The organism is Kitasatospora sp. NPDC004272, from assembly GCF_053603035.1.
On the sequence record NZ_JBSGET010000110.1, the window covers coordinates 1 to 18,278 of the forward strand.

At 75.8% G+C, this 18,278-nt stretch carries 16 protein-coding genes; 12 read left to right on the forward strand and 4 right to left on the reverse strand.

Annotated elements, in window-relative coordinates; genetic code table 11:
• Positions 1-115 precede the first annotated feature (115 nt).
• Together ACWEO5_RS27955 and ACWEO5_RS27960 are read right to left on the reverse strand one after the other, a co-directional pair.
• Positions 116-1,804: an AMP-binding protein gene (locus ACWEO5_RS27955; protein ID WP_452164982.1), complete on the reverse strand. Its 1,689-nt coding sequence runs from the start codon at positions 1,802-1,804 to the stop codon at positions 116-118.
• A 22-nt stretch (positions 1,805-1,826) separates the two neighbouring features.
• Positions 1,827-2,222, reverse strand: a complete 396-nt coding sequence (locus tag ACWEO5_RS27960) for a hotdog fold thioesterase (protein WP_452164983.1) — start codon at positions 2,220-2,222, stop codon at positions 1,827-1,829.
• Between the two features lie 542 nt (positions 2,223-2,764).
• On the opposite strand from ACWEO5_RS27960, the gene paaA reads away from it, so the two are divergent.
• From paaA to ACWEO5_RS27985, 5 genes are read left to right on the forward strand one after another with little or no spacing between them, the layout of a single operon-like run.
• Positions 2,765-3,781 carry a 1,2-phenylacetyl-CoA epoxidase subunit PaaA gene (paaA, locus tag ACWEO5_RS27965; protein WP_452164999.1) on the forward strand — a complete coding sequence of 339 codons (1,017 nt, stop codon included), beginning with the start codon at positions 2,765-2,767 and terminating at the stop codon, positions 3,779-3,781.
• Positions 3,782-3,813: 32 nt separating this feature from the next.
• Entirely contained in the window at positions 3,814-4,113 is a 300-nt protein-coding gene (gene paaB / locus ACWEO5_RS27970) for a 1,2-phenylacetyl-CoA epoxidase subunit PaaB (RefSeq protein WP_344556903.1), read from the forward strand.
• Positions 4,110-4,856, forward strand: a complete 747-nt coding sequence (gene paaC, locus ACWEO5_RS27975; RefSeq protein WP_344556902.1) for a 1,2-phenylacetyl-CoA epoxidase subunit PaaC — start codon at positions 4,110-4,112, stop codon at positions 4,854-4,856. The genes paaB and paaC overlap by 4 nt, the downstream gene beginning before the upstream one ends.
• Positions 4,853-5,371: a 1,2-phenylacetyl-CoA epoxidase subunit PaaD gene (gene paaD, locus ACWEO5_RS27980; RefSeq protein WP_344556900.1), complete on the forward strand. Its 519-nt coding sequence runs from the start codon at positions 4,853-4,855 to the stop codon at positions 5,369-5,371. The genes paaC and paaD overlap by 4 nt, the downstream gene beginning before the upstream one ends.
• Entirely contained in the window at positions 5,368-6,549 is a 1,182-nt protein-coding gene (locus tag ACWEO5_RS27985; protein WP_452164984.1) for a 2Fe-2S iron-sulfur cluster-binding protein, read from the forward strand. Before paaD ends, ACWEO5_RS27985 begins: the two co-directional genes overlap by 4 nt.
• A 38-nt stretch (positions 6,550-6,587) precedes the next feature.
• On the opposite strand, the gene ACWEO5_RS27990 is transcribed toward ACWEO5_RS27985, so the two are convergent.
• A complete protein-coding gene (locus ACWEO5_RS27990) occupies positions 6,588-7,514 on the reverse strand; it encodes a zinc-binding dehydrogenase (protein WP_344556897.1) in 927 nt (308 codons plus the stop codon).
• A 359-nt stretch (positions 7,515-7,873) separates the two neighbouring features.
• On the opposite strand from ACWEO5_RS27990, the gene ACWEO5_RS27995 reads away from it, so the two are divergent.
• Both ACWEO5_RS27995 and ACWEO5_RS28000 read left to right on the forward strand, forming a co-directional pair.
• Positions 7,874-9,145: an MFS transporter gene (locus ACWEO5_RS27995; protein ID WP_452164985.1), complete on the forward strand. Its 1,272-nt coding sequence runs from the start codon at positions 7,874-7,876 to the stop codon at positions 9,143-9,145.
• A gap of 128 nt (positions 9,146-9,273) precedes the next feature.
• Entirely contained in the window at positions 9,274-10,122 is an 849-nt protein-coding gene (locus ACWEO5_RS28000) for an NAD-dependent epimerase/dehydratase family protein (RefSeq protein WP_452164986.1), read from the forward strand.
• Between the two features lie 52 nt (positions 10,123-10,174).
• Here the strand turns inward: ACWEO5_RS28000 and ACWEO5_RS28005 are convergent, their stop codons facing one another.
• The gene (locus tag ACWEO5_RS28005; protein WP_452164987.1) at positions 10,175-11,767 is read right to left on the reverse strand and encodes a class I adenylate-forming enzyme family protein; all 1,593 of its coding nucleotides are present in this window, start codon (positions 11,765-11,767) and stop codon (positions 10,175-10,177) included.
• A gap of 294 nt (positions 11,768-12,061) precedes the next feature.
• Between ACWEO5_RS28005 and ACWEO5_RS28010 the strand changes: the two genes are divergently transcribed.
• From ACWEO5_RS28010 to ACWEO5_RS28030, 5 genes are all read left to right on the forward strand, one after another.
• The gene (locus ACWEO5_RS28010; protein WP_344556887.1) at positions 12,062-13,420 is read left to right on the forward strand and encodes an MFS transporter; all 1,359 of its coding nucleotides are present in this window, start codon (positions 12,062-12,064) and stop codon (positions 13,418-13,420) included.
• 244 nt (positions 13,421-13,664) lie between these two features.
• Positions 13,665-15,329 (forward strand): FAD-dependent monooxygenase, encoded by a 1,665-nt coding sequence (locus tag ACWEO5_RS28015; protein WP_452165000.1) that lies wholly within the window; start codon positions 13,665-13,667, stop codon positions 15,327-15,329.
• Entirely contained in the window at positions 15,326-15,715 is a 390-nt protein-coding gene (locus ACWEO5_RS28020; protein WP_452164988.1) for a PPOX class F420-dependent oxidoreductase, read from the forward strand. The genes ACWEO5_RS28015 and ACWEO5_RS28020 overlap by 4 nt, the downstream gene beginning before the upstream one ends.
• Positions 15,716-15,966: 251 nt before the next feature.
• Positions 15,967-17,166 carry a ParA family protein gene (locus ACWEO5_RS28025; RefSeq protein WP_344556884.1) on the forward strand — a complete coding sequence of 400 codons (1,200 nt, stop codon included), beginning with the start codon at positions 15,967-15,969 and terminating at the stop codon, positions 17,164-17,166.
• Positions 17,163-18,209, forward strand: coding sequence for a ParB/RepB/Spo0J family partition protein (locus ACWEO5_RS28030; protein WP_452164989.1), 1,047 nt, complete (start codon positions 17,163-17,165; stop codon positions 18,207-18,209). Before ACWEO5_RS28025 ends, ACWEO5_RS28030 begins: the two co-directional genes overlap by 4 nt.
• The last annotated feature ends 69 nt before the right edge of the window (positions 18,210-18,278 follow it).

Sequence of the window (18,278 nt, forward strand, 5' to 3'; positions counted from 1 at the left end):
GCTTCCGGTCTGTGGGGGGCGGGGCCGGGGGGGTGGACCGCGCGGTCCACCCCGACCCCGGCGGGCGTCGTCCATCGGTCGGAGCCGCCCGGGGCCGGGCGGGGGGCGTCCTGGTTCAGCACGGGGACTCGCTTTCGCTGGGGTGGCGCGGGCCGGCCCCGCGCAGGGCGGCGCGCTGCAGCTTGCCGGTGCTGCTGTGCGGCAGCGCGGTGACGAACTCGATCAGGCGGGGGTACTTGTACGGGGCGATCCGCCGCTTGGCGAAGGACTGCAGCTCCGCCACCAGGTCGGGGCCCGGACGGGCGTCGGCGGCCACCTGGACGAACGCCTTCACCAGGTGGCCGCGGCGCTCGTCGGGCACGCCGACCACGGCGCACAGCGCCACCGCCGGGTGCTCCAGCAGGGCCTGCTCGACCTCGGGGGCGGCGATGTTGTAGCCGGAGGAGACGATCATGTCGTCGGCGCGCGCCCGGTACCAGAAGTAGCCGTCGGCGTCCCGGACGCAGGTGTCGCCGGTCAGGTTCCAGCCCCGCTCGACCTGGACGCGCTGGCGCGGGTCGTCCAGGTAGCGGCAGCCGGTCGGGCCCTGCACCGCGAGCAGGCCCGGCACCCCGTCGGGCACCGGCTCCCCGGCGGCGTCCACCACCCGGGCCCGGTAGCCGGGCACGACCCGGCCGGCGGAGCCGGGGCGGATCTCGTCCCCGGCCGAGGCGATGAAGACGTGCAGCATCTCGGTGGACCCGAGCCCGTCGACGATCCGCACCCCGGTGGCCTCGTGGAACTTCCGCCAGGTGGCCTCCGGCAGCGGCTCGCCGGCCGACACGCAGCGGCGCAGCGTCGACAGGTCCGTCCCGTCGAGGAGGTCCAGCGCGGCGCGGTAGGCCGTCGGCGCGGTGAACAGGGTGGTGATCCCGAACCGGGGGACCGCCGCGAACAGGGCGCGCGGGCCGGCGTCCTCCAGCAGCACCGCCCGGGCGCCGGCCCGCAGCGGGAACACCAGCAGGCCGCCCAGTCCGAAGGTGAACGCCAGCGGCGGGCTGCCGGCGAACACGTCCTCGGGCCCGGGCCGCAGGACGCGCGCGGAGAAGGTGTCGGCGACGGCCAGCACGTCGCGGTGGAAGTGCGCGGTGGCCTTGGGCTCGCCGCTGGTGCCGGAGGTGAACGCGATCAGCGCGACGTCGTCGGCGGCGGTCGGCACCGCCGCGAAGCCGGCCGGCCGCTCCCGCGCCGCGCGGCCCAGCTCGCCGTCGTCGTCGCCGTTGCCTCCGGGGCCGAACAGCACGGTGGGCACGCCAGGGGCGGCCAGTTCCCAGTCCCGGGCGAACCGCTCGTCGCACAGCGCCAGCTGCACCCGCGCCCGGTCGGCGACGGTGCGCAGCTCCGCGGGGCGCAGCAGCGGCACGGTGGCCACCACCACCGCGCCGGCCTTCAGCACCGCCAGCCAGCACACCGCCAGCCACGGCGAGTTGGGGCCGCGCAGCAGCACCCGGTTGCCCGGGACCAGGCCCTTCTCCTCGACCAGGTAGCGGGCGACCCGGTCGACCCGGTCCCGCACCTGCGCGTAGGACCAGGTCGTCCCCGATCCGTCCGTCAGGCACGGCCGGTCGCCGCCCAGCCGCCGGATCGTGCCGTCGAGCAGTTCCTGCGCGCAGTTCAGCCGCTGCGGGTAGCGCAGTTCGGGCAGGTCGAAGTGCAGCTCGGGCCACTCGTGCCGGGGTGGCAGGCGGTCGCGGGCGAAGGTGTCCGCGTGCGCGGAGGGCGACAGGGCCGCCGGGCGCGCGGACGGCGGGGCCGGTGAAGTCATGGTGCCTCCTGAACTGGGTGGGTCAGCGGCTCCGGGCCGCGTCCGGGACGGCCACGCAGGTCATCCGGGCGCTGCAGACCAGGCGCTGCGCCTCGTCGCGGACCGAGATCTCGTAGGTCGCGTGGGTGCGCCCCAGGCGCAGCGCGCTCGCCGTCGCGGTGACCAGGCCGGCCGAGACCGGGCGCAGGTGGGTGGCGCTCAGCTCGGTGCCGGCCGCCGTGCCCGGGGCGAAGTGCAGGCACGCCGCGACCGAGGCGGCCGTCTCCGCCAGCGCCAGGGAGGCCCCGCCGTGCAGCACCCCGAAGGGCTGGCGGTTGCCCGGCACCGGCATGGTGGCGACCACCGTCCGCGGCGTGCCGGACAGCACCCGGATGCCCAGCCGCAGCTCCAGCTCCGACACCGGCACCGGTACCGGCACGGGCTCCGACCCCGGCACCGGTGCGGGCTCCGACCCCGGCGCCGTCTCCGATGCCGGGGCCGGCCCCGGTTCCGGCCCCGACCGCCCGGTCGTCCGCGCAGCTCCCCGCTCGGCCATCGGCCCCGCTCCCCTCGTGTGATCCCGACGGCGGACCACTCTGCGCGGCCGGGCCCGCCCGGCCGCGGGCGCTGGCACCTAGCTGACAGCCCGGCCCGCACCGCGGCAGCTAACTGAAACCGCCCCCGGACCGGCCCCCGCGCCTTCCTACGGTGCTGCCACGGCAGGGGCCGCCATCAGGGCACCGGCCCCGGAACAGGGAGGGCTCCACCGTGGGACGACCGGCAGACAGCGGTGACCTGGCGCCCGTGCCGCCGGGCCTGGACCGGCTCCTCGCGGAGGTCGACCGGGCCGGACGGGCGGACGCCGGGGCCCCGGGGCGGGCCGAGGAACGGGCGGCGGGGCAGGCCGGGGGGCGGGCCGGGGGGCGGGCGGCGGCCGCGGTGCCGCAGCCGCACGAGCGGCAGGCGCGCTTCGAGGCGCTGATCGCCGCCGACCGGAAGGTCGAACCCGGGGACTGGATGCCCGACGCCTACCGGGAGAACCTGCTGCGCCAGCTCGCCCAGCACGCCAACTCCGAGATCGTCGGCATGCAGCCGGAGGCCCACTGGATCGCCCGGGCGCCCTCGCTCAAGCGCAAGGCCGTCCTGCTGGCCAAGGTCCAGGACGAGGCCGGCCACGGCCTCTACCTCTACGCGGCCGCCGAGACCCTCGGCACCGACCGGGCCGCCCTGCTCAACGCGCTGCACGAGGGCCGCCAGAAGTACCTCTCCTTCATCAACTACCCGACCCTGACCTGGGCCGACACCGGCGCCCTGGCCTGGCTGACGGACGGGGCGGCGATCGTCAACCAGGTGCCGCTGTGCCGCTCCTCCTACGGCCCCTACGCCCGCGCGATGGTCCGCGTCTGCAAGGAGGAGTCCTTCCACCACCGGCAGGGCTTCGACTCGCTGTGGACGCTGATGCGCGGCACGCCCGCCCAGCGGGCCATGGCGCAGGACGCCGTCGACCGGTGGTGGTACCCGGCACTGGCCATGTTCGGCCCCCCGCACACCGCCTCCACCCACTCCGAGCGGTCGATGGCCTGGCGCATCAAGCGCTTCACCAACGACGAGCTCCGCCAGCGCTTCGTCGACATCTGCGTCCCGCAGGCCGAGGCGCTCGGCGTCCGCCTGCCCGACCCCGGCCTGCGCTGGAACGCCGGGCGCGGCCACTACGACTTCACCGAGCCCGACTACGCGGAACTCGCCCGCGTGGTGCGCGGCGACGGGCCCGCCAACCGCCAGCGCCTGGCCCACCGCCGCCGCGCCCACGAGGAGGGCGCCTGGGTCCGGGAGGCCGCGGCCGCCTACGCGGCCAAGCACGCCCCCGCGGCCCCGGGCGGGCTCGCCCGCGCCGCCACCGTTCGCGCCGGAGCTCCCGCCGCCACCGTTCGTACCGGAGCTCCCGCCGGGCCCGCCGCCCCGGCCGGGACGGCGGGCGAGCAGGACCACGCCGCATGAGCGGCACCGACCGGCGAGGAGGACCACGCCGCATGAACAGCACCGCGCCCGCCCCGGACTGGCCGCTGTGGGAGGTGTTCGTCCGCGCCCGGCGCGGCCTGGCCCACCTGCACGCCGGCAGCCTGCACGCCCCGGACGCCGCCATGGCCCTGCGCAACGCCCGCGACCTGTACACCCGCCGGAGCGAGGGCGTCTCGCTGTGGGTGGTGCCCGCGGAGGCGGTCTTCGCGTTCGACCCGGACGAGCACGGGGCGCTCCTCGACCCGGCCGCCGACAAGGACTACCGCCTCCCCGGCCACTTCGAGCTCCCGGAGGGGGTGCGGCACCTGTGACCGACCACCGCTACCCGCTGCGGCTCGGCGACGACGCCCTGATCGCGGCCCAGCGCCTGTCCTGGTGGTGCACCCGCGCGCCCCAGCTGGAGGAGGACGTCGCGCTGGCCAACGTCGCCCTGGACCTGCTGGGCCAGGCCCGGGCCCTGCTCGCCCACGCCGGCGACCTGGAGGGCGCCGGCCGCACCGAGGACGACCTGGCCTTCCTGCGCGGGGACCGCGAGTTCGGCAACGCGCAGCTGGTGGAACTCCCCGAGGCGGACTTCGCCCACGCCGTCGCCAAGCTGCTGTTCTTCGGCACCTACCAGGAGCTGCTGCACACCGCGCTGGCCTCCTGCGCCGACCCGGTGCTGGCCGCGCTGGGCGGCAAGTTCGCCAAGGAGTCGGCCTACCACGTGGACCACGCCACCCAGTGGACCCTGCGGCTGGGGGACGGGACCAGCGAGTCCCGCCGGCGGATGCAGGACGCCGTCGACGCCCTGTGGCCCTACACCCACGAACTGTTCGCCGAGGACCCGCTGTGGACGGCCGCCGCCGCGGACGGCACCGGGGTCGACCCCGCCGCGCTGCTGCCCGACTGGACGCGGTACGTCACCGCGGTGCTGGCCCGCGCCACCCTGGTGCGGCCGGAGGGGGACTGGCGCCCCGGCGGCGGCCGCCGGGGCCTGCACACCGAGGCGTTCGGCCCGCTGCTGGCCGAGATGCAGGCCCTGCACCGCGCCCACCCCGGGGCCCGCTGGTGAGCGCCGCGGAGCGGATCGCCGCCGCCGTGCGCGCCGTCCCGGACCCGGAGATCGGCACCGTCACCATCGACGACCTCGGCATCCTGCGCGCGGTGCGCACCGCGGCGGACGGCGCGACGGTGGTCACCATCACGCCGACCTACACCGGCTGCCCCGCGATGGACGCCATCCGCGCGGGCATCCGCACCGCCGCGCTCGGCGCGGGCGCCACGGCCGTACGGGTGGACACCCGCTGGTCGCCGGCCTGGACCACCGACTGGATCACCCCCGCCGCCGCGGCCAAGCTCACCGCCGCCGGCATCGCCCCGCCCCGGCCGGGCGCCGGCGGGCCCGCGCTGCCGCCCGAGCGGCGGCTGCTGCCGCTCACCCCGGTGCGGCGGCCCGGGCCCGCGTGCCCGCGCTGCGGCTCCCCCGACACCGCCCTGCTGGCCCGCTTCGGGTCCACGGCCTGCAAGAGCCTGTGGCGCTGCGCGCCCTGCGACGAACCGTTCGACCACTTCAAGGAGCACGTGTGACGGCCCCCGCCCCGGCGCGCCCCCGGCCGCGCACCCGCTTCCACCCGCTGCCGGTCGCCGCCGTGCGGCCGGTCGCCGCCGACGGCAGCGCCGTCCTGATCACCCTGCGCGTCCCGCCGGAACTGCGCGCCGGCTTCGCCTTCGCGCCCGGGCAGCACCTGGTGGTCCGCGCCGACCTCGACGGCGCCGAGGCCCGCCGCTCGTACTCGCTGTGCTCCGTCCCGGCCGAGCTGGCCCGGGACGGGACGCTGCGGATCGCGGTCCGCGCCGTCGACGGCGGCGCCTACTCGTCCTACGCCACCCGCCGCCTGCGGCCGGGCGACCTGGTGGAGGCGCTGCCCCCGGCCGGCCGGTTCGCCCTCGCCCCCGGCGGCCCCGGCCGGGGCCGGGGCCGCCGGATCGCCGCGCTGGCGGCGGGGTCCGGGATCACCCCGCTGCTGTCGATGGCGGCCGCGGTGCTGGCCGCCGAACCGGACAGCACCGTCACCCTGCTGGCCGGCGACCGCGGGGCGGACAGCGCGATGCTCACCGAGGAACTGGCGGACCTCAAGGACCGCCACCGGCACCGCCTGCGCGTCCTGCGGGTCTTCTCCCGGGAGGAGCGGCAGGCGGGGCTCCCCGCCGGGCGCCTCGACCGGGCCGGGCTGCGCGCGCTGCTGCCGCGCCTGCTGCCGGCGGGCGCCGACGAGTGGTACGTCTGCGGGCCGCCCGGCATGGTCGAGGCCGCCGAGGAGGTCCTGGCCGAGCAGGGGGCGGCGCACGTGCGCACCGAACTGTTCACCACCCGCGCGCTGCCCGCCGGCCCGCCGCCCGCGCCGCCGCGCCCGCCGCGCCCGCCGGACGGGTCGGACAGGTCGGACGGGTCGGCCGGGTCGGCCGGGGCAGAGGTGGCGGCGGCCGGGTGCGAGCTGACGGTCCGGCTGGACGGCCGCAGCAGCGTGCTGCGGGTCCCGGCCGGCGCCAACGTCCTGGACGCCGCGCTCGCCGCCCGGCCGGAGACCCCGTACTCCTGCCGCACCGGGGTGTGCGCCACCTGCCGGGCAAAGGTCGTGCTGGGCCGGGTGGACACCGAGGGCAGCCTGGCGCTGGGCGCCGACGAGAGCGCCGACGGCTACGTGCTGACCTGCCGCAGCACCGTCGGCGGCGAGCGGGTCACCGTCGACTTCGACGCCCTGTGAACGGACGCCGGGCCCGGGCGCCCCGGCGGGGGCGGTCCTCAGCCGCCGCTCACGGTCAGCACGGCGTTCCCGACGATCTTCCGGTCGCGCAGGTCGTTCAGCGCGGCGGCGGTCTCCCGCCAGTCGGCGAGGCGGCCGATGTGCGGGTGCAGCCGGTCCTCGGCCACCAGCTCGACCAGCTCCTCCAGGTCCGGGCGGAACGGCTCGTCGGAGTGCTCGTAGTGGAAGTGCCGGATCACGCCCGAGCGCGGGCCCTTGAAGAACTCGAAGAAGCTCAGCTGCGCCGGGGTCCGCGAGGCCTGCCCGAACCACACCAGTTGGCCGCGCGGCGCCAGCAGCGCCAGCGCCTGCGGGGTGGAGGTGCCGCCGACCGACTCCAGCACGGCGTCGTAGGGGCCGACCGCGTCGGACACCTCGTGCACGACCTCCGCGCCCAGCTCCGCCAGCCGCTTGCCGCGCTCCGCGGTCGCCGTCACCGCCGTGACGTCGGCCGCGGCGCCCAGCGCCAGCTCCACCACGTAGTGGCCGACGCCGCCGGAGGCGCCGGTGAGCAGCAGCCGGCGGCCCGCCAGCGGCCCGCACAGCCGCAGCAGCCGCAGCGCCGTCAGGCCCGCCAGCGGCAGCGCGGCGGCCTGCTCGAAGGACACCCCGTCGGGGAGGACCGCCAGCGAGGAGGTCGGCACCGCGACGAACTCGGCCCAGCCCCGGGCCGGCGGGTGCCCGACCACGCGCTGGCCCACGGCCGGCCCCGAGCCGTCCGCGGCCGCCCGCACCACCACGCCGGCGACGTCCTTGCCCGGCCGGCCGATCCGCTCCAGCGGGCCGTGCAGCTGGAACACCTCGCCGCGGTTGATCGAGAACGCCCGGACCTCGACCAGGGCCTCGTCGGGCGCGGGCTCGGGGAGCTCCGCCTCGGCGAGGACCACCATCTCCTCCGGACGCCCGGTGGGAACCAGCGCCCTCATCGCAGGGCACCGGGACGGCAGACGGAACGGGACATGCTTCCTCCAAGGACGTGTGGGCGGGATGCGCGGGGCCCCGGGCGCACGGCGCGCGCGGACGGCACGGCAGGCCCGGGGGCACCGGGGCGGGCGGCGGGCCGGGAGCCCGGGGGAGTGGCTCCCGACGGCCGCGCCCACCACGCTAGGCAGCCCCCGCGGGGCCCGGCAACGCCACTACCGCCAAGGACACACCCGCCCCGCCCCCGAGGACGCACCCGCGCCGTTCCCGAGGACGCACCCGCGCCGCGGCGCACCCCGAAAGGAACATCCCGGATCCCCCTACGCGGCATGTGCCGCCCGAACGGAATGCCTACGGTGCTGACATGAGCAACAGTCAACCGCCGCCCGCCGGTGCGGGACCGGCCGGCCTGTCCCGGGGGCTGGTCCTGCTGCTGGCCACCGCCTGCGGGGTGATCGTGGCCAACAACTACTACGCCCAGCCGCTGCTGCCCGCGCTGCAGCACGCCTTCGGCACCGGCCCGGCCACCGCGGGACTGTGCGTGACGCTCAACCAACTCGGTTATGCCGCAGGGCTGTTGTTCATCGTCCCGCTGGGCGACCTGGCCGGCCGCCGCCGCCTGGTCACCCTGCTGCTGTCCGTGGACGCGGTGGTCCTGGCCGGGGCCGCCCTGGCCCCCGGCATCTGGCCGCTGATCGGCCTGCTCGCCGCCGCCGGCACCGCCGGCACCGCCATCAACGTGCTCGTCCCCACCGCCGCGACCCTGGCCGGCGACCACCAGCGGGGACGGGTCGTGGGCACCGTGATGACGGGCCTGCTGCTGGGCATCCTGCTCGCCCGCACGGTGGCCGGCCTGATCGACTCCGCGGTCGGCTGGCGCCCGGTCTACGGCATCGCGGCCGTCGCCGCCGCGGTGCTCGCGGTGACGCTGCACGCCAAGCTCCCCGACCTGCCCGCGGCGCCCGGCGCCGGCTACCTGCGACTGCTCGGCTCGGTGGCCGCCCTGGTCCGCGACGAGCCGTTCCTGCGCCGGCGGATGGCGGCCGGGGCGCTCGGCTTCGGCGCCTTCCAACTGCTGTGGACCGCGCTGCCGTTCATGCTCAGCGACCGCCCCTACTCCTACGGCTCCTCGGTGATCGGCCTGTTCGGCCTGCTCGGCGCCGCCGGGGCCGCCGCCGCCCAGCCCGCGGGCCGGCTCCAGGACCGCGGCGTCGCCCACGGCGCCACCGGCGCGCTGCTCGCCCTGCTGGCCGGGTCCTGGGCGCTGCTCGCGGCCGGCCGGCACCCGCTGCCGCTGGTCCTGGGCATCGTGCTGCTCGACATCGGGGTCCAGGGCGTCCACGTGCTCAACCAGGGACGCATCTACCTGTTCCCGCCGCAGCTGCGGGCCCGCACCACCACCGCCTACATGTCCGCCTACTTCCTCGGCGGCTCGGCCGGCGGCGCCGTCGCCGTCACCCTGTACCCGCTGTGGGGCTGGGGCGGGGTGTGCGCCGCCGGCGCGGTGATGGCCCTGGCCGGGCTGGCGTTGTGGACGACCGACCGGCGCGCCGGGTCCGCCCCGGCCGGACCGGCCCCCCTGACCGCTCCCGCGGCCGACGCCCTCGCGGCCGAGGCCGGACGCGGGACGCCCTGACGGCACCCGGCCGCCGGGTCACGACTCCGCCCCCGCGGAGCGGGAACCCGCGACGGCGGCCGGGTGCCGGCGCACAGCGGCCGGACACGCCGTCCGGCCCCCGACAACCCCGAGGAGAACGCCCCATCATGCGCATCTTCATCGCCGGCGGCACCGGCGCGATCGGCACCCTCCTGGTGCCGCTGCTGGTCGGCGCGGGCCACACCGTGACCGGCGGCACCCGCACCGCCGAGGGCCTGGAGCGGCTCGCCGCCCTGGGCGCCCGGGGCGTGCGGCTCGACGCGTTCGACCGCGACGCCGTCGCCGCGGCCCTGGAGGACGCCGCCCCGGACGCCGTCGTCCACCAGCTGACCTCGCTGAGCGGGGGCAGCTCCGCCGACAACGCCCGCATCCGCGTCGAGGGCACCCGCAACCTGGTCGACGCCGCCAAGCGGGCCGGCGTGCGCCGGATCGTCGCCCAGTCCGTCTCCTGGGCCTACCGGCCCGGCGAGGGGCCCGCCGACGAGGACACCCCGCTGGACACCGGCGCGCCCCAGCCCCGGCAGACCACCATCGGCGGCGTCACCGCCCTGGAGGAGGCCGTCGCCGAGATCGACGAGCACGTCGTCCTGCGCTTCGGCGCCTTCTACGGCCCCGGCACCTGGTACGCGCCCGGCGGCCTGATGGCCGGCAAGCTCGCCGAGGGCACGCTGGCCGCCGACGGCGGCGTCAGCTCCTTCGTGCACGTCCGCGACGCGGCCCGGGCCACCCTGCAGGCCCTGCAGTGGCCCAGCGGCCCGGTCAACGTCGTCGACGACGAACCGGCCCCCGCGCACGAGTGGGTCCCCGCACTGGCCGCCGCCCTGGACCGGCCCGCCCCGCAGCGCACCGCGGGCGGCGCCCCCTGGGAGCGCGGCGCCCTCAACACCCGCGCCAAGTCGCTGGGGTGGAGCCCGCGGCACAGCAGCTGGCGCACCGGCTTCGCCGACCAGGGCTGAAGCCGGTGCGGGGGCGCCGGGCCGACCCGGCACCCCCGCACCGGACGGGGGGTCAGCGCCCGCGCGCTCCCCGCGCGGACACCGGGCCCCCGTCCGCCAGCAGCGCGGCCAGCTCCGGCCGGCGCACCTTCCAGGTCGAGGTCCGCGGCACCTCGTCGAACGGCAGGTGCCGCACCGGCCCCAGCGCCGGCATCCCCTCGGTCGCCCGCCGCCAGCGGGCGGCGTCCAGCGCCAGGTCGCCGCGCGTGCACACCACCGGCACCGCCTGCCCGTCCGGGCCGGCCACGATGACCACCTCCCGCAGCTCCGGCAGGCGCTCCATCAGGTCGTCCTCCAGCCGCAGGTTCGAGTCGACCTCCTCCACCCGGTCCACCGCCCGGTCCAGCAGGTGCACCCGGCCCAGCCGGTCCATGAAACCGGTGTCGCCCATCCGCCACCACCGGCCGTTCAGGCTCGCCCGGAACCGGGCGTCCTCCCCGAGGTAGGTCTGCGCCCGGGTGCGGCTGCTGACCTCGATGTGCCCGGTGGCGCCCGCGGGCAGCACCGCCCCGTCGTCGCCGACGATCCGCAGCCGGGTGACCCCCGGGAGCCCGCGGCCGACCCGGCGGCCGTCCAGCCGGTGCAGGTCCCGCCGGGTGTACCAGGTGCCGGTGACCGGCCCGGTCTCCGACTGGCCGTAGAGCTGGATGAAGGCCGGACGGCGCCGCCCGGAGGCTTCCAGCAGGGTCCGGACGGTCCGCGGGTGCATCGCGTCGAACGTGGCGCTGTAGTAGCGGACGTTGGCCAGCGGCCGGCCCGGGTGGCCGGCCAGCTCCTCCCAGTCGATGTACACGTTGGGCTGGGTCTCCACCGCCCCCGGCCGGTGCCGCGCGAACCACGGCCCGATCGACTCCGGGCCGCCGTCCACCGCCACCAGCAGCGGGTTGCCGTGGTTCAGCGCCAGGTCCAGGGCGCTGTAGAAGCGCGCGTGCACGAAGCTCAGGTGCAGGGCGACCGTCTCGCGCCGCCAGGTGGCCGCCGCCACCAGCCGCTGCAAGCGCAGCCGCTGCCACAGCGCGTCCGGCGACTGCACCACCAGCTTCGGCAGACCGGTGGTGCCCGAGGTGTGGCTGATGAACGCCGGCTCGCGCACCCCCGGCACCCGCACCCCCGCCAGCGGCGCCACCGGGCACCCCGCCAGCGCCCGCCCGCCCGCCGGCACCGCCCCGCCGCCCGCACCGGGCCCGGGAACGACCAGCACCTCGCGCGCCGCCGCCGGCACGAACCCCGGCAGCGCCAGCTTCCCCGCATCGGTCAGCAGCCACGGCCGCTCCAGCCGCTCCAGCAACCGCGCCGCGACGGCACCCTCCAGCTTCGGCGACAGCAGCGCCGGCACCGCGCCCACCCGCTGCACCGCGGCGGCCAGCAGCGCGATGTCGAAGTTGTCCGACTTGTACAGCGCCACGTGGTCACCGGGCCGGACACCGGCCCCGACCAACCGCCCGGCCGCCCCGCGCACCAGCGCGGCCAGCCGGCCCACCGTCAACTCCGTCCCCTCGTCCGGCGCGAGGTCCAGCGGCCGGTCGAGGAACACCGGCGCCCGGCCGTGCCTGGCCGCCGCCCGGTCGAACATCAAGCCTATGTAGAAGCCCTTGGGTCCCGGCATCGCATCTCTCTCCCCGCCGCACGGCGGTTCCTCGGATGCACGGATGCTCCCGCCCCCCGACCCCGCACCCACCGGAATCGGCATCAACCTGCGCCCCCGCCCCGCCCCCTGGCAGCTAGCTGACCCGCCCGCCTGTCCCCTTGGAGGCAGGGCGGGAGCACTTTGGGCGCAGTTCCGTTGAGGGGGACCACGGCGCTTCCTACGCTCCGAAAGACGAGCAGCCGAACTCACGATTGGACCGCTATGACCTCCGCCGTTCTTGAGGCGCAGCCCGCTGAAGAGGTGGCGCCCCGTATGACCTCGCGTCAACGGTTGACGCTGACACTGCTGTTGGGCTCGCAGTTCATGCTTGCCGTCGACTTCTCGGTGCTGAACGTGGCGCTGCCGGAGATCGGCAACAACCTGGGCTTCTCACTGGGCAACCTGCAGTGGGTCTCCACCGCGATGATGCTGCCCTCGGCCGGCTTCACCCTGCTGTTCGGCCGGCTGGGCGACCTGGCGGGCCGTCGCAAGATGCTGCTGATCGGCATGGTGCTGCTGGCCGCCGGCTCCCTGGTCGGCGGCCTGGCCACCACCCCGGCGATGCTGCTGGCCGCGCGGGTCGCCCAGGGCCTGGCCGCGGCCCTGGCCACCCCGGCCGCGCTGTCGCTGCTGCTGACCTCACTGCCCGAAGGACCGCTGCGCGCACGGGCCCTCGGACTGAACGGCACGCTCATCTCGGCCGGCTTCACCGTCGGCGCGATCTTCGGCGGCATCCTGACCTCGCTGCTGAGCTGGCGCTGGGCGTTCTTCATCAACGTGCCGGTGGCCGTTGCGATCCTGCTGATCGCCCCGAAGATCCTCGCGGAGAGCCGGGGCGAGCGCGCCAAGCTCGACCTCCCGGGCGCGGCGACCGTCACCACCGGCCTGCTCGCCCTGGTCTACGGCGTCACCGCCGCCGGGCAGCACGGCTGGGGCAGCGCCGCCGCACTGATCCCGCTGGCCGCCGCCGCCGTGCTGCTGGCCGCGTTCTGGATGATCGAACTGCGCAGCGAGGCGCCCCTCGCGCCGGTGCAGGTGCTGCGCCGCTCCAGCGTCAAGTGGGGCAACTTCGGCGGCCTGATCACCTTCACCATGGAGAGCTCGGTCATCTTCCTGCTCACCCTCTACCTGCAGGACGTGTTCGGCTACACCCCGCTGGAGACCGGCTTCACCTTCTGCGGCATCGGCGTGGCCGCGTTCGTGGGCGGCATGACCGCCCCCCGGCTGATCGGACGCTTCGGCAACCGCACGGTGCTGACCTGCGGCCTGCTGCTGCAGGCCGTGGCCACCAGCCTGCTGTTCCTGGTCGGCAACGGCGGCGGCGGCGCGCTGACGCTGATGCTCGCTGCCTCCTCCGCCGGCGCGTTCGGCCACATCTCGGCGATCGTCGGCTACATGGTCACCGCCACCTCCAACCTGCCGGACAGCGAGCAGGGCCTCGCCAGCGGCCTGGCGTCCATGACCCAGCAGGTCGGCATCACGGTCGGCATCCCGGTGCTGTCCTCGATCGCCACCGCCCGCGCCGCCGCCTCCGGCTCGGTGCTCAACGGCATCCACGACGCCCTGCTCATCGACGCGGTCGTCGTCCTGCTGGGCGCGGTGATCGTGCGCGCCGGGCTGCGCCGCGACTGAGCCGCACCGCCCCCGCCGCGGTCCCGTCCACCGTCCCGGTGGGCGGGACCGCGCGCGTTGCGGGGCCGCGGTGCCACCTGCGGGGCAGCGCCGTGCCACTTCGGGGACAGTTCCGTTCTGCGCCGACCGGCCGGTCCCTAGCCTCGGTGGAAGAACCCGGGCCGCCGCCGTCGCGGCGGGAGCACGGCGCCCGGAGCGGCCTGTCCAGTTTGCGGAACTCACCCAGAGGTGGAACGTGGAGCAGATGTACGAGCAGGAGGCAGGGGCCGACCGGCGCCCGGTCCTGGTGGTCGGCGCCGGGCCGGTGGGGCTGACCGCGGCTGCCGAACTGCGGCGCCGGGGCGTCCCGGTGCGCTGCGTGGACCGCGCCCAGGGCCCCTCCCCGCTGAGCAAGGCACTGGCGGTGTGGCCGCGCACCCTGGAGGTGCTGCGCCGGCTCGGCGGCGGGAAGCGGATCGAGACCCACGGACTGCCGATCGAATCGCTGCGCTACCACTCCAACAACCGGGAGGTCGCCCGGATCCGGTTCGACGACCGGACCCGGCCGGTGACGCTGCCCCAGCCCGACGTCGAGGCCCTGCTCGGCGAGTGCCTGTCCGAACTCGGCGGCGAGGTCGAGTGGGGCACCGAACTCGTCGCGCTCGAAGAGGACGCCCACGGCGTGACGGTGGAGCTGCGCACGGCCGACGGCACCGCGGTGCGCGAGGAGTTCTCCTACGTGCTCGGCTGCGACGGCGCGAGCAGCACCGTGCGGGAGCGCCTCGGCATCGCCTTCGACGGCAGCACCTACGCCCCGCTGTTCGCCCTGGCCGACGTGCGCGTCGAAGGGCCGCTGGTCCACGACGCCAACTACTACTTCTGCGGCCCCAAGGGCGTCGTGGTGCTGGTCGGCCTGCCCGGCGGCAGGTTCCGGGTGTTCACCGCCGCCCCGGCGGGCACCACCCGCGAGGACATCGACCTCGCCCTGATCCAGCGCCTGCTCGACGACCGCGGCCCCGGCGGCCTGACCCTGCACGACGCGACCTGGACCACCGGCTTCTCGGTCCACGCCCGGCACGCCGAACGCACCCGGGTGGGACGGGTGTTCCTGGCCGGGGACGCGGCCCACATCCACAGCCCGGCCGGCGGACAGGGCCTGAACACCGGGGTCCAGGACGCCCACAACCTCGCCTGGAAGCTCGCCCTGGTCCACGCCGGCCGCGCCCACGAGACGCTGCTGGACAGCTACGCCGACGAACGCGGCCAGGTCGCCCGGACCGTCATCCGCCAGGCCGACCTGCAGACCCGGGCCTGGACGCCCACCAAGCGCTGGCACGTCGCCCTCCGGGACACCGCCCTGCGCGTCGCCTCGGCACTGCGGCTGGGCGACATCGCCTACGTGCCCGGCCTGGCCGGACTGACCTACGTCTACCGGCAGGGCGCCGCCGTCGGACCCGCCGGTTCCGCGGGCGGGTTCACCACCGGCGCGCTGGCACCCGACCACACGGTGTGGGACCGGCGCACCACCCGGCGGGTACCGCTGCGCCTGGCGCTGACGGACCTGCGGATGACGCTGCTGGTCGCCGGCCCCGGCGACCACGCGGTACCGGCCGCGGCCACCGCGCTGGCGGCCACGCTGCAGCAGCAGTACGGGGACCTGGTCGAGACCCGCTACCTGGACACCACCGACGCGCTGCTGTCGGACACCGCGCCCCGGGACGCCGGGCTCAAGCGCAACGACGGCCGGTTCGCGCTGGCGCTGGTGCGGCCCGACGGGTACGTCGCGGTGTGCGGCGGCGGGCACGGACCGGAACTGGTCCGCGACTGGCTGCGGACCGCGTTCCCGGCGCAGGGGCACCGAGCCGCCGCCACCGCCACCGCCGTTACCGAGTCCGATTCCGAATCCGAGTTGAAGGAAGCCCTGCTGTGACGAAGATCCCCGACAGCCACCTCGACCTGCTCGAACGCCCGCTGTTCGGACACCTGGCCACGATCCGGCCCGACGGCACGCCCCAGGTCAACCCCGTGTGGTTCCGCTGGGACGGCGAGCGGCTGTGGTTCACCACCGAAACCGCGCGCTACAAGTACCGCAACCTCGCCGCCGACCCGAACGCGGCCCTGTCGGTCAACGACCCCGACCAGCCCTACCGCTACCTGGAGGTGCGCGGCACCGTCGACACGTTCGTCCCGGACACCTCCACCGACGGTTTCTTCGAACTCGCCGCCCGGTACGGCATGGACTTCGAGCGCCCGATCCCCGACGCCCCCCGCCGGGTCATGGTCGGACTGCTCCCCCACCACGTCACCTTCCAGTAGCCAACGGCGAGCTGCGCAGGCAGCCGCCGGGCCCCGCCGCCCGCCTGACGGAGAGACATAAACCGGGTTTACCCTCCCCCGCCCCCGCGCCTGCGCCGAGGGCGATGTAAACCCGGTTTACCCTCCCCCGCCCCCGCGCCTCCGCCGAGGGCGATGTAAACCCGGTTTACCCTCCCCCGCCCGCTCCCAGCGGCGCGCCGGTTCCCGCCCGCAGTGCATCAAATCCACCCCGACGCCACTATGGTGACGTCATGGCATCTCCATACTCCGATGGAGAGCGGGAAAAGGTTGCGTCCAAGCTTCCGCCGACTCTCCGCCAAGCGCTGAAGACCCGGGCCGCCCAACTCGGCATCGACATGCAGGTCGCGGTGACCGAGGCGGTCGAACGGTGGCTGGGCCGCGAAGCCGGCCAGGACGCGACCGTCGACACCGCGGGCGCCGACAGCTTCAACACCTGGCTGCCGGCCGGCCTGTACGACACCTTCAAGGCCGAATGCAGCGCCCGGGACATCTCCTTCGTCCAGGGCCTGGCCCAGGCCATCCGCGCGTGGGTGGACTCCCACGCCGCGCCGCTGACGGACCTGACGATCCCCCGCCTCACCCGACGCTTCATCGTCTGCAACCAGAAGGGCGGCGTCGGCAAGACCACGGTGGCCGCCGGCCTCGCGCAGGCCATAGCGCTCGGCCTGCCCGCCACCACCGGCGCCTCGAAGCTCCCGGCGATGCCGGGCCTGCGCGTCCTGCTCGTGGACTACGACCCGCAGGGCCACCTCACCGAGCAGCTGGCGTGCAAGCAGATCGCACCGGGCACCGAGAGCCTGGTGACGCACATGGTCGAACGCGAGCGCGTGGTCGGCTCCCTGATGGACCACATCGTCCCCATCGCCCCCGAGCACTTCGACGGCCGGCTGTTCCTCCTGCCGTCCTCGTTCGAGGCGTTCCTCCTCGACTCGAAGCTCGGCGGCGTCCGGGGCCCCCGCGAAGCCCTGCTGCAGCGGGCCCTGGCGCCGCTGGAGGAGCACTTCGACGTCATCGTCATCGACGCCCCGCCGAACCTCGGCCTGGCCATGGACGCCGGCATCTACTACGCGCACCGCCGCAAGAACGAGGCGAAGGGCAACTCCGGCGTCGTCATCCCGGTCGAGGCCGAGGACTCCTCCGCCCACGCCTACCTGATGCTCGAAGGCCAGATCAACACGGTCTCCCTCGACTACGAGGTCGACATCGACCGCCTCGGCCTGGTCGTCAACAAGTACGACGTCCGCAAGGGCTACGTCGTGGCCACCGCCCTCGAACAGTGGCAGTCCCTCCAGGACCCGCCGGTGCTCAGCGTCGTACCCGACCTGAAGGAACAGCGGGAGGCCGTGCACGTGAAGCAGCCGCTCCTGCAGTACGCCCCGTCCTCGACCCAGGCGCAGCGCATGCGCGAGATCCGCCGGAGGCTCGGATGAGCATCGCCAAGAAGCTCGCCAGCGCCGGCGGCGGGTCCGCGTTCAGCAGCCTCAGCGCCGCCAAGGGCGGCGACCTGGCCTCGGCCGAGGCCCGCAGCGAGGCGCTCGGCCGGGCCCGCAAGGCATCGAGCGTCCCGCTGACGGATGTCGTCTTCAACCCCCGCAACCACCGCAAGACCTACAGCGAGGAGGCGATCGACGAGACCGCGGCGAGCATGCGGGAGAGCGGGCAGATCACCGCCATCACCGTGGTGTCGCGGATGGCCTTCCTCGACGCCCACCCCGGCGTGCCCGAGGAGCAGCTCGGCGACGCCTCGTTCGTCGCCCTCGACGGGAACCGGCGCCTGCGCGCGGCCGAACGCGCCGGCCTGGAACGGATCCGGGTCGACCTCCAGGACGACCTCGCTCCGACCGCTTCCGCGATGCTCGAAGCCGCGCTGATCGCCAACATCCACCGCGAGAACGTCCCGCCGATCGAGGAGGCCGAGGCCATCAAGGAACTCCTCGACACCGTCCACGACGGCAACCAGGCCGCCGTGGCCCGCCGCCTCGGGAAGACCGCGGCCTGGGTCGGCCAGCGCCTGGCGCTCCTCCACCTGGCCCCCGAGGTCAAGGAGATGGTGGAGAGCAAGGAGATCGGCGTCAAGGAAGCCCGCCGCCTCGGCGCCGCGACCCGCGCCGGAACCCTGACGGCCGACGAGCAGGTCACCCGGGCCCGCGAAACCAAGGACAAGCCGAAGGCCACGGTCACCCGCCCCCGGACCGCAGCCGATGTAAACCCGGTTTACCCCTCCCCCGCGGAAGCCCCAGCGCCCCGGCCCGGAGTAAACCCGGTTTACTCCGAGGCCCGGCCGACCGAACCGGAACCCGCGACCGCCGCACCGGCCCTGGCGACGCTGACCGTCGACCCCGCCGACGCGGACACCTTCGCGAAGAGCATCCGCTCGGCCACCACCCCCCGTCAGGCCGCCGCCATCGCCCGCGCCCTGATCGACCTGCTGAACACCGAGCACAGCATCGAGCTCTCCGAGGAGCCGGCCTGAGCGGGCCCGGCATAAACCCGGTTTACCCGAGGCTGGCCCCGGCACCGTGCCGGGGCCAGCCCCTTCTGT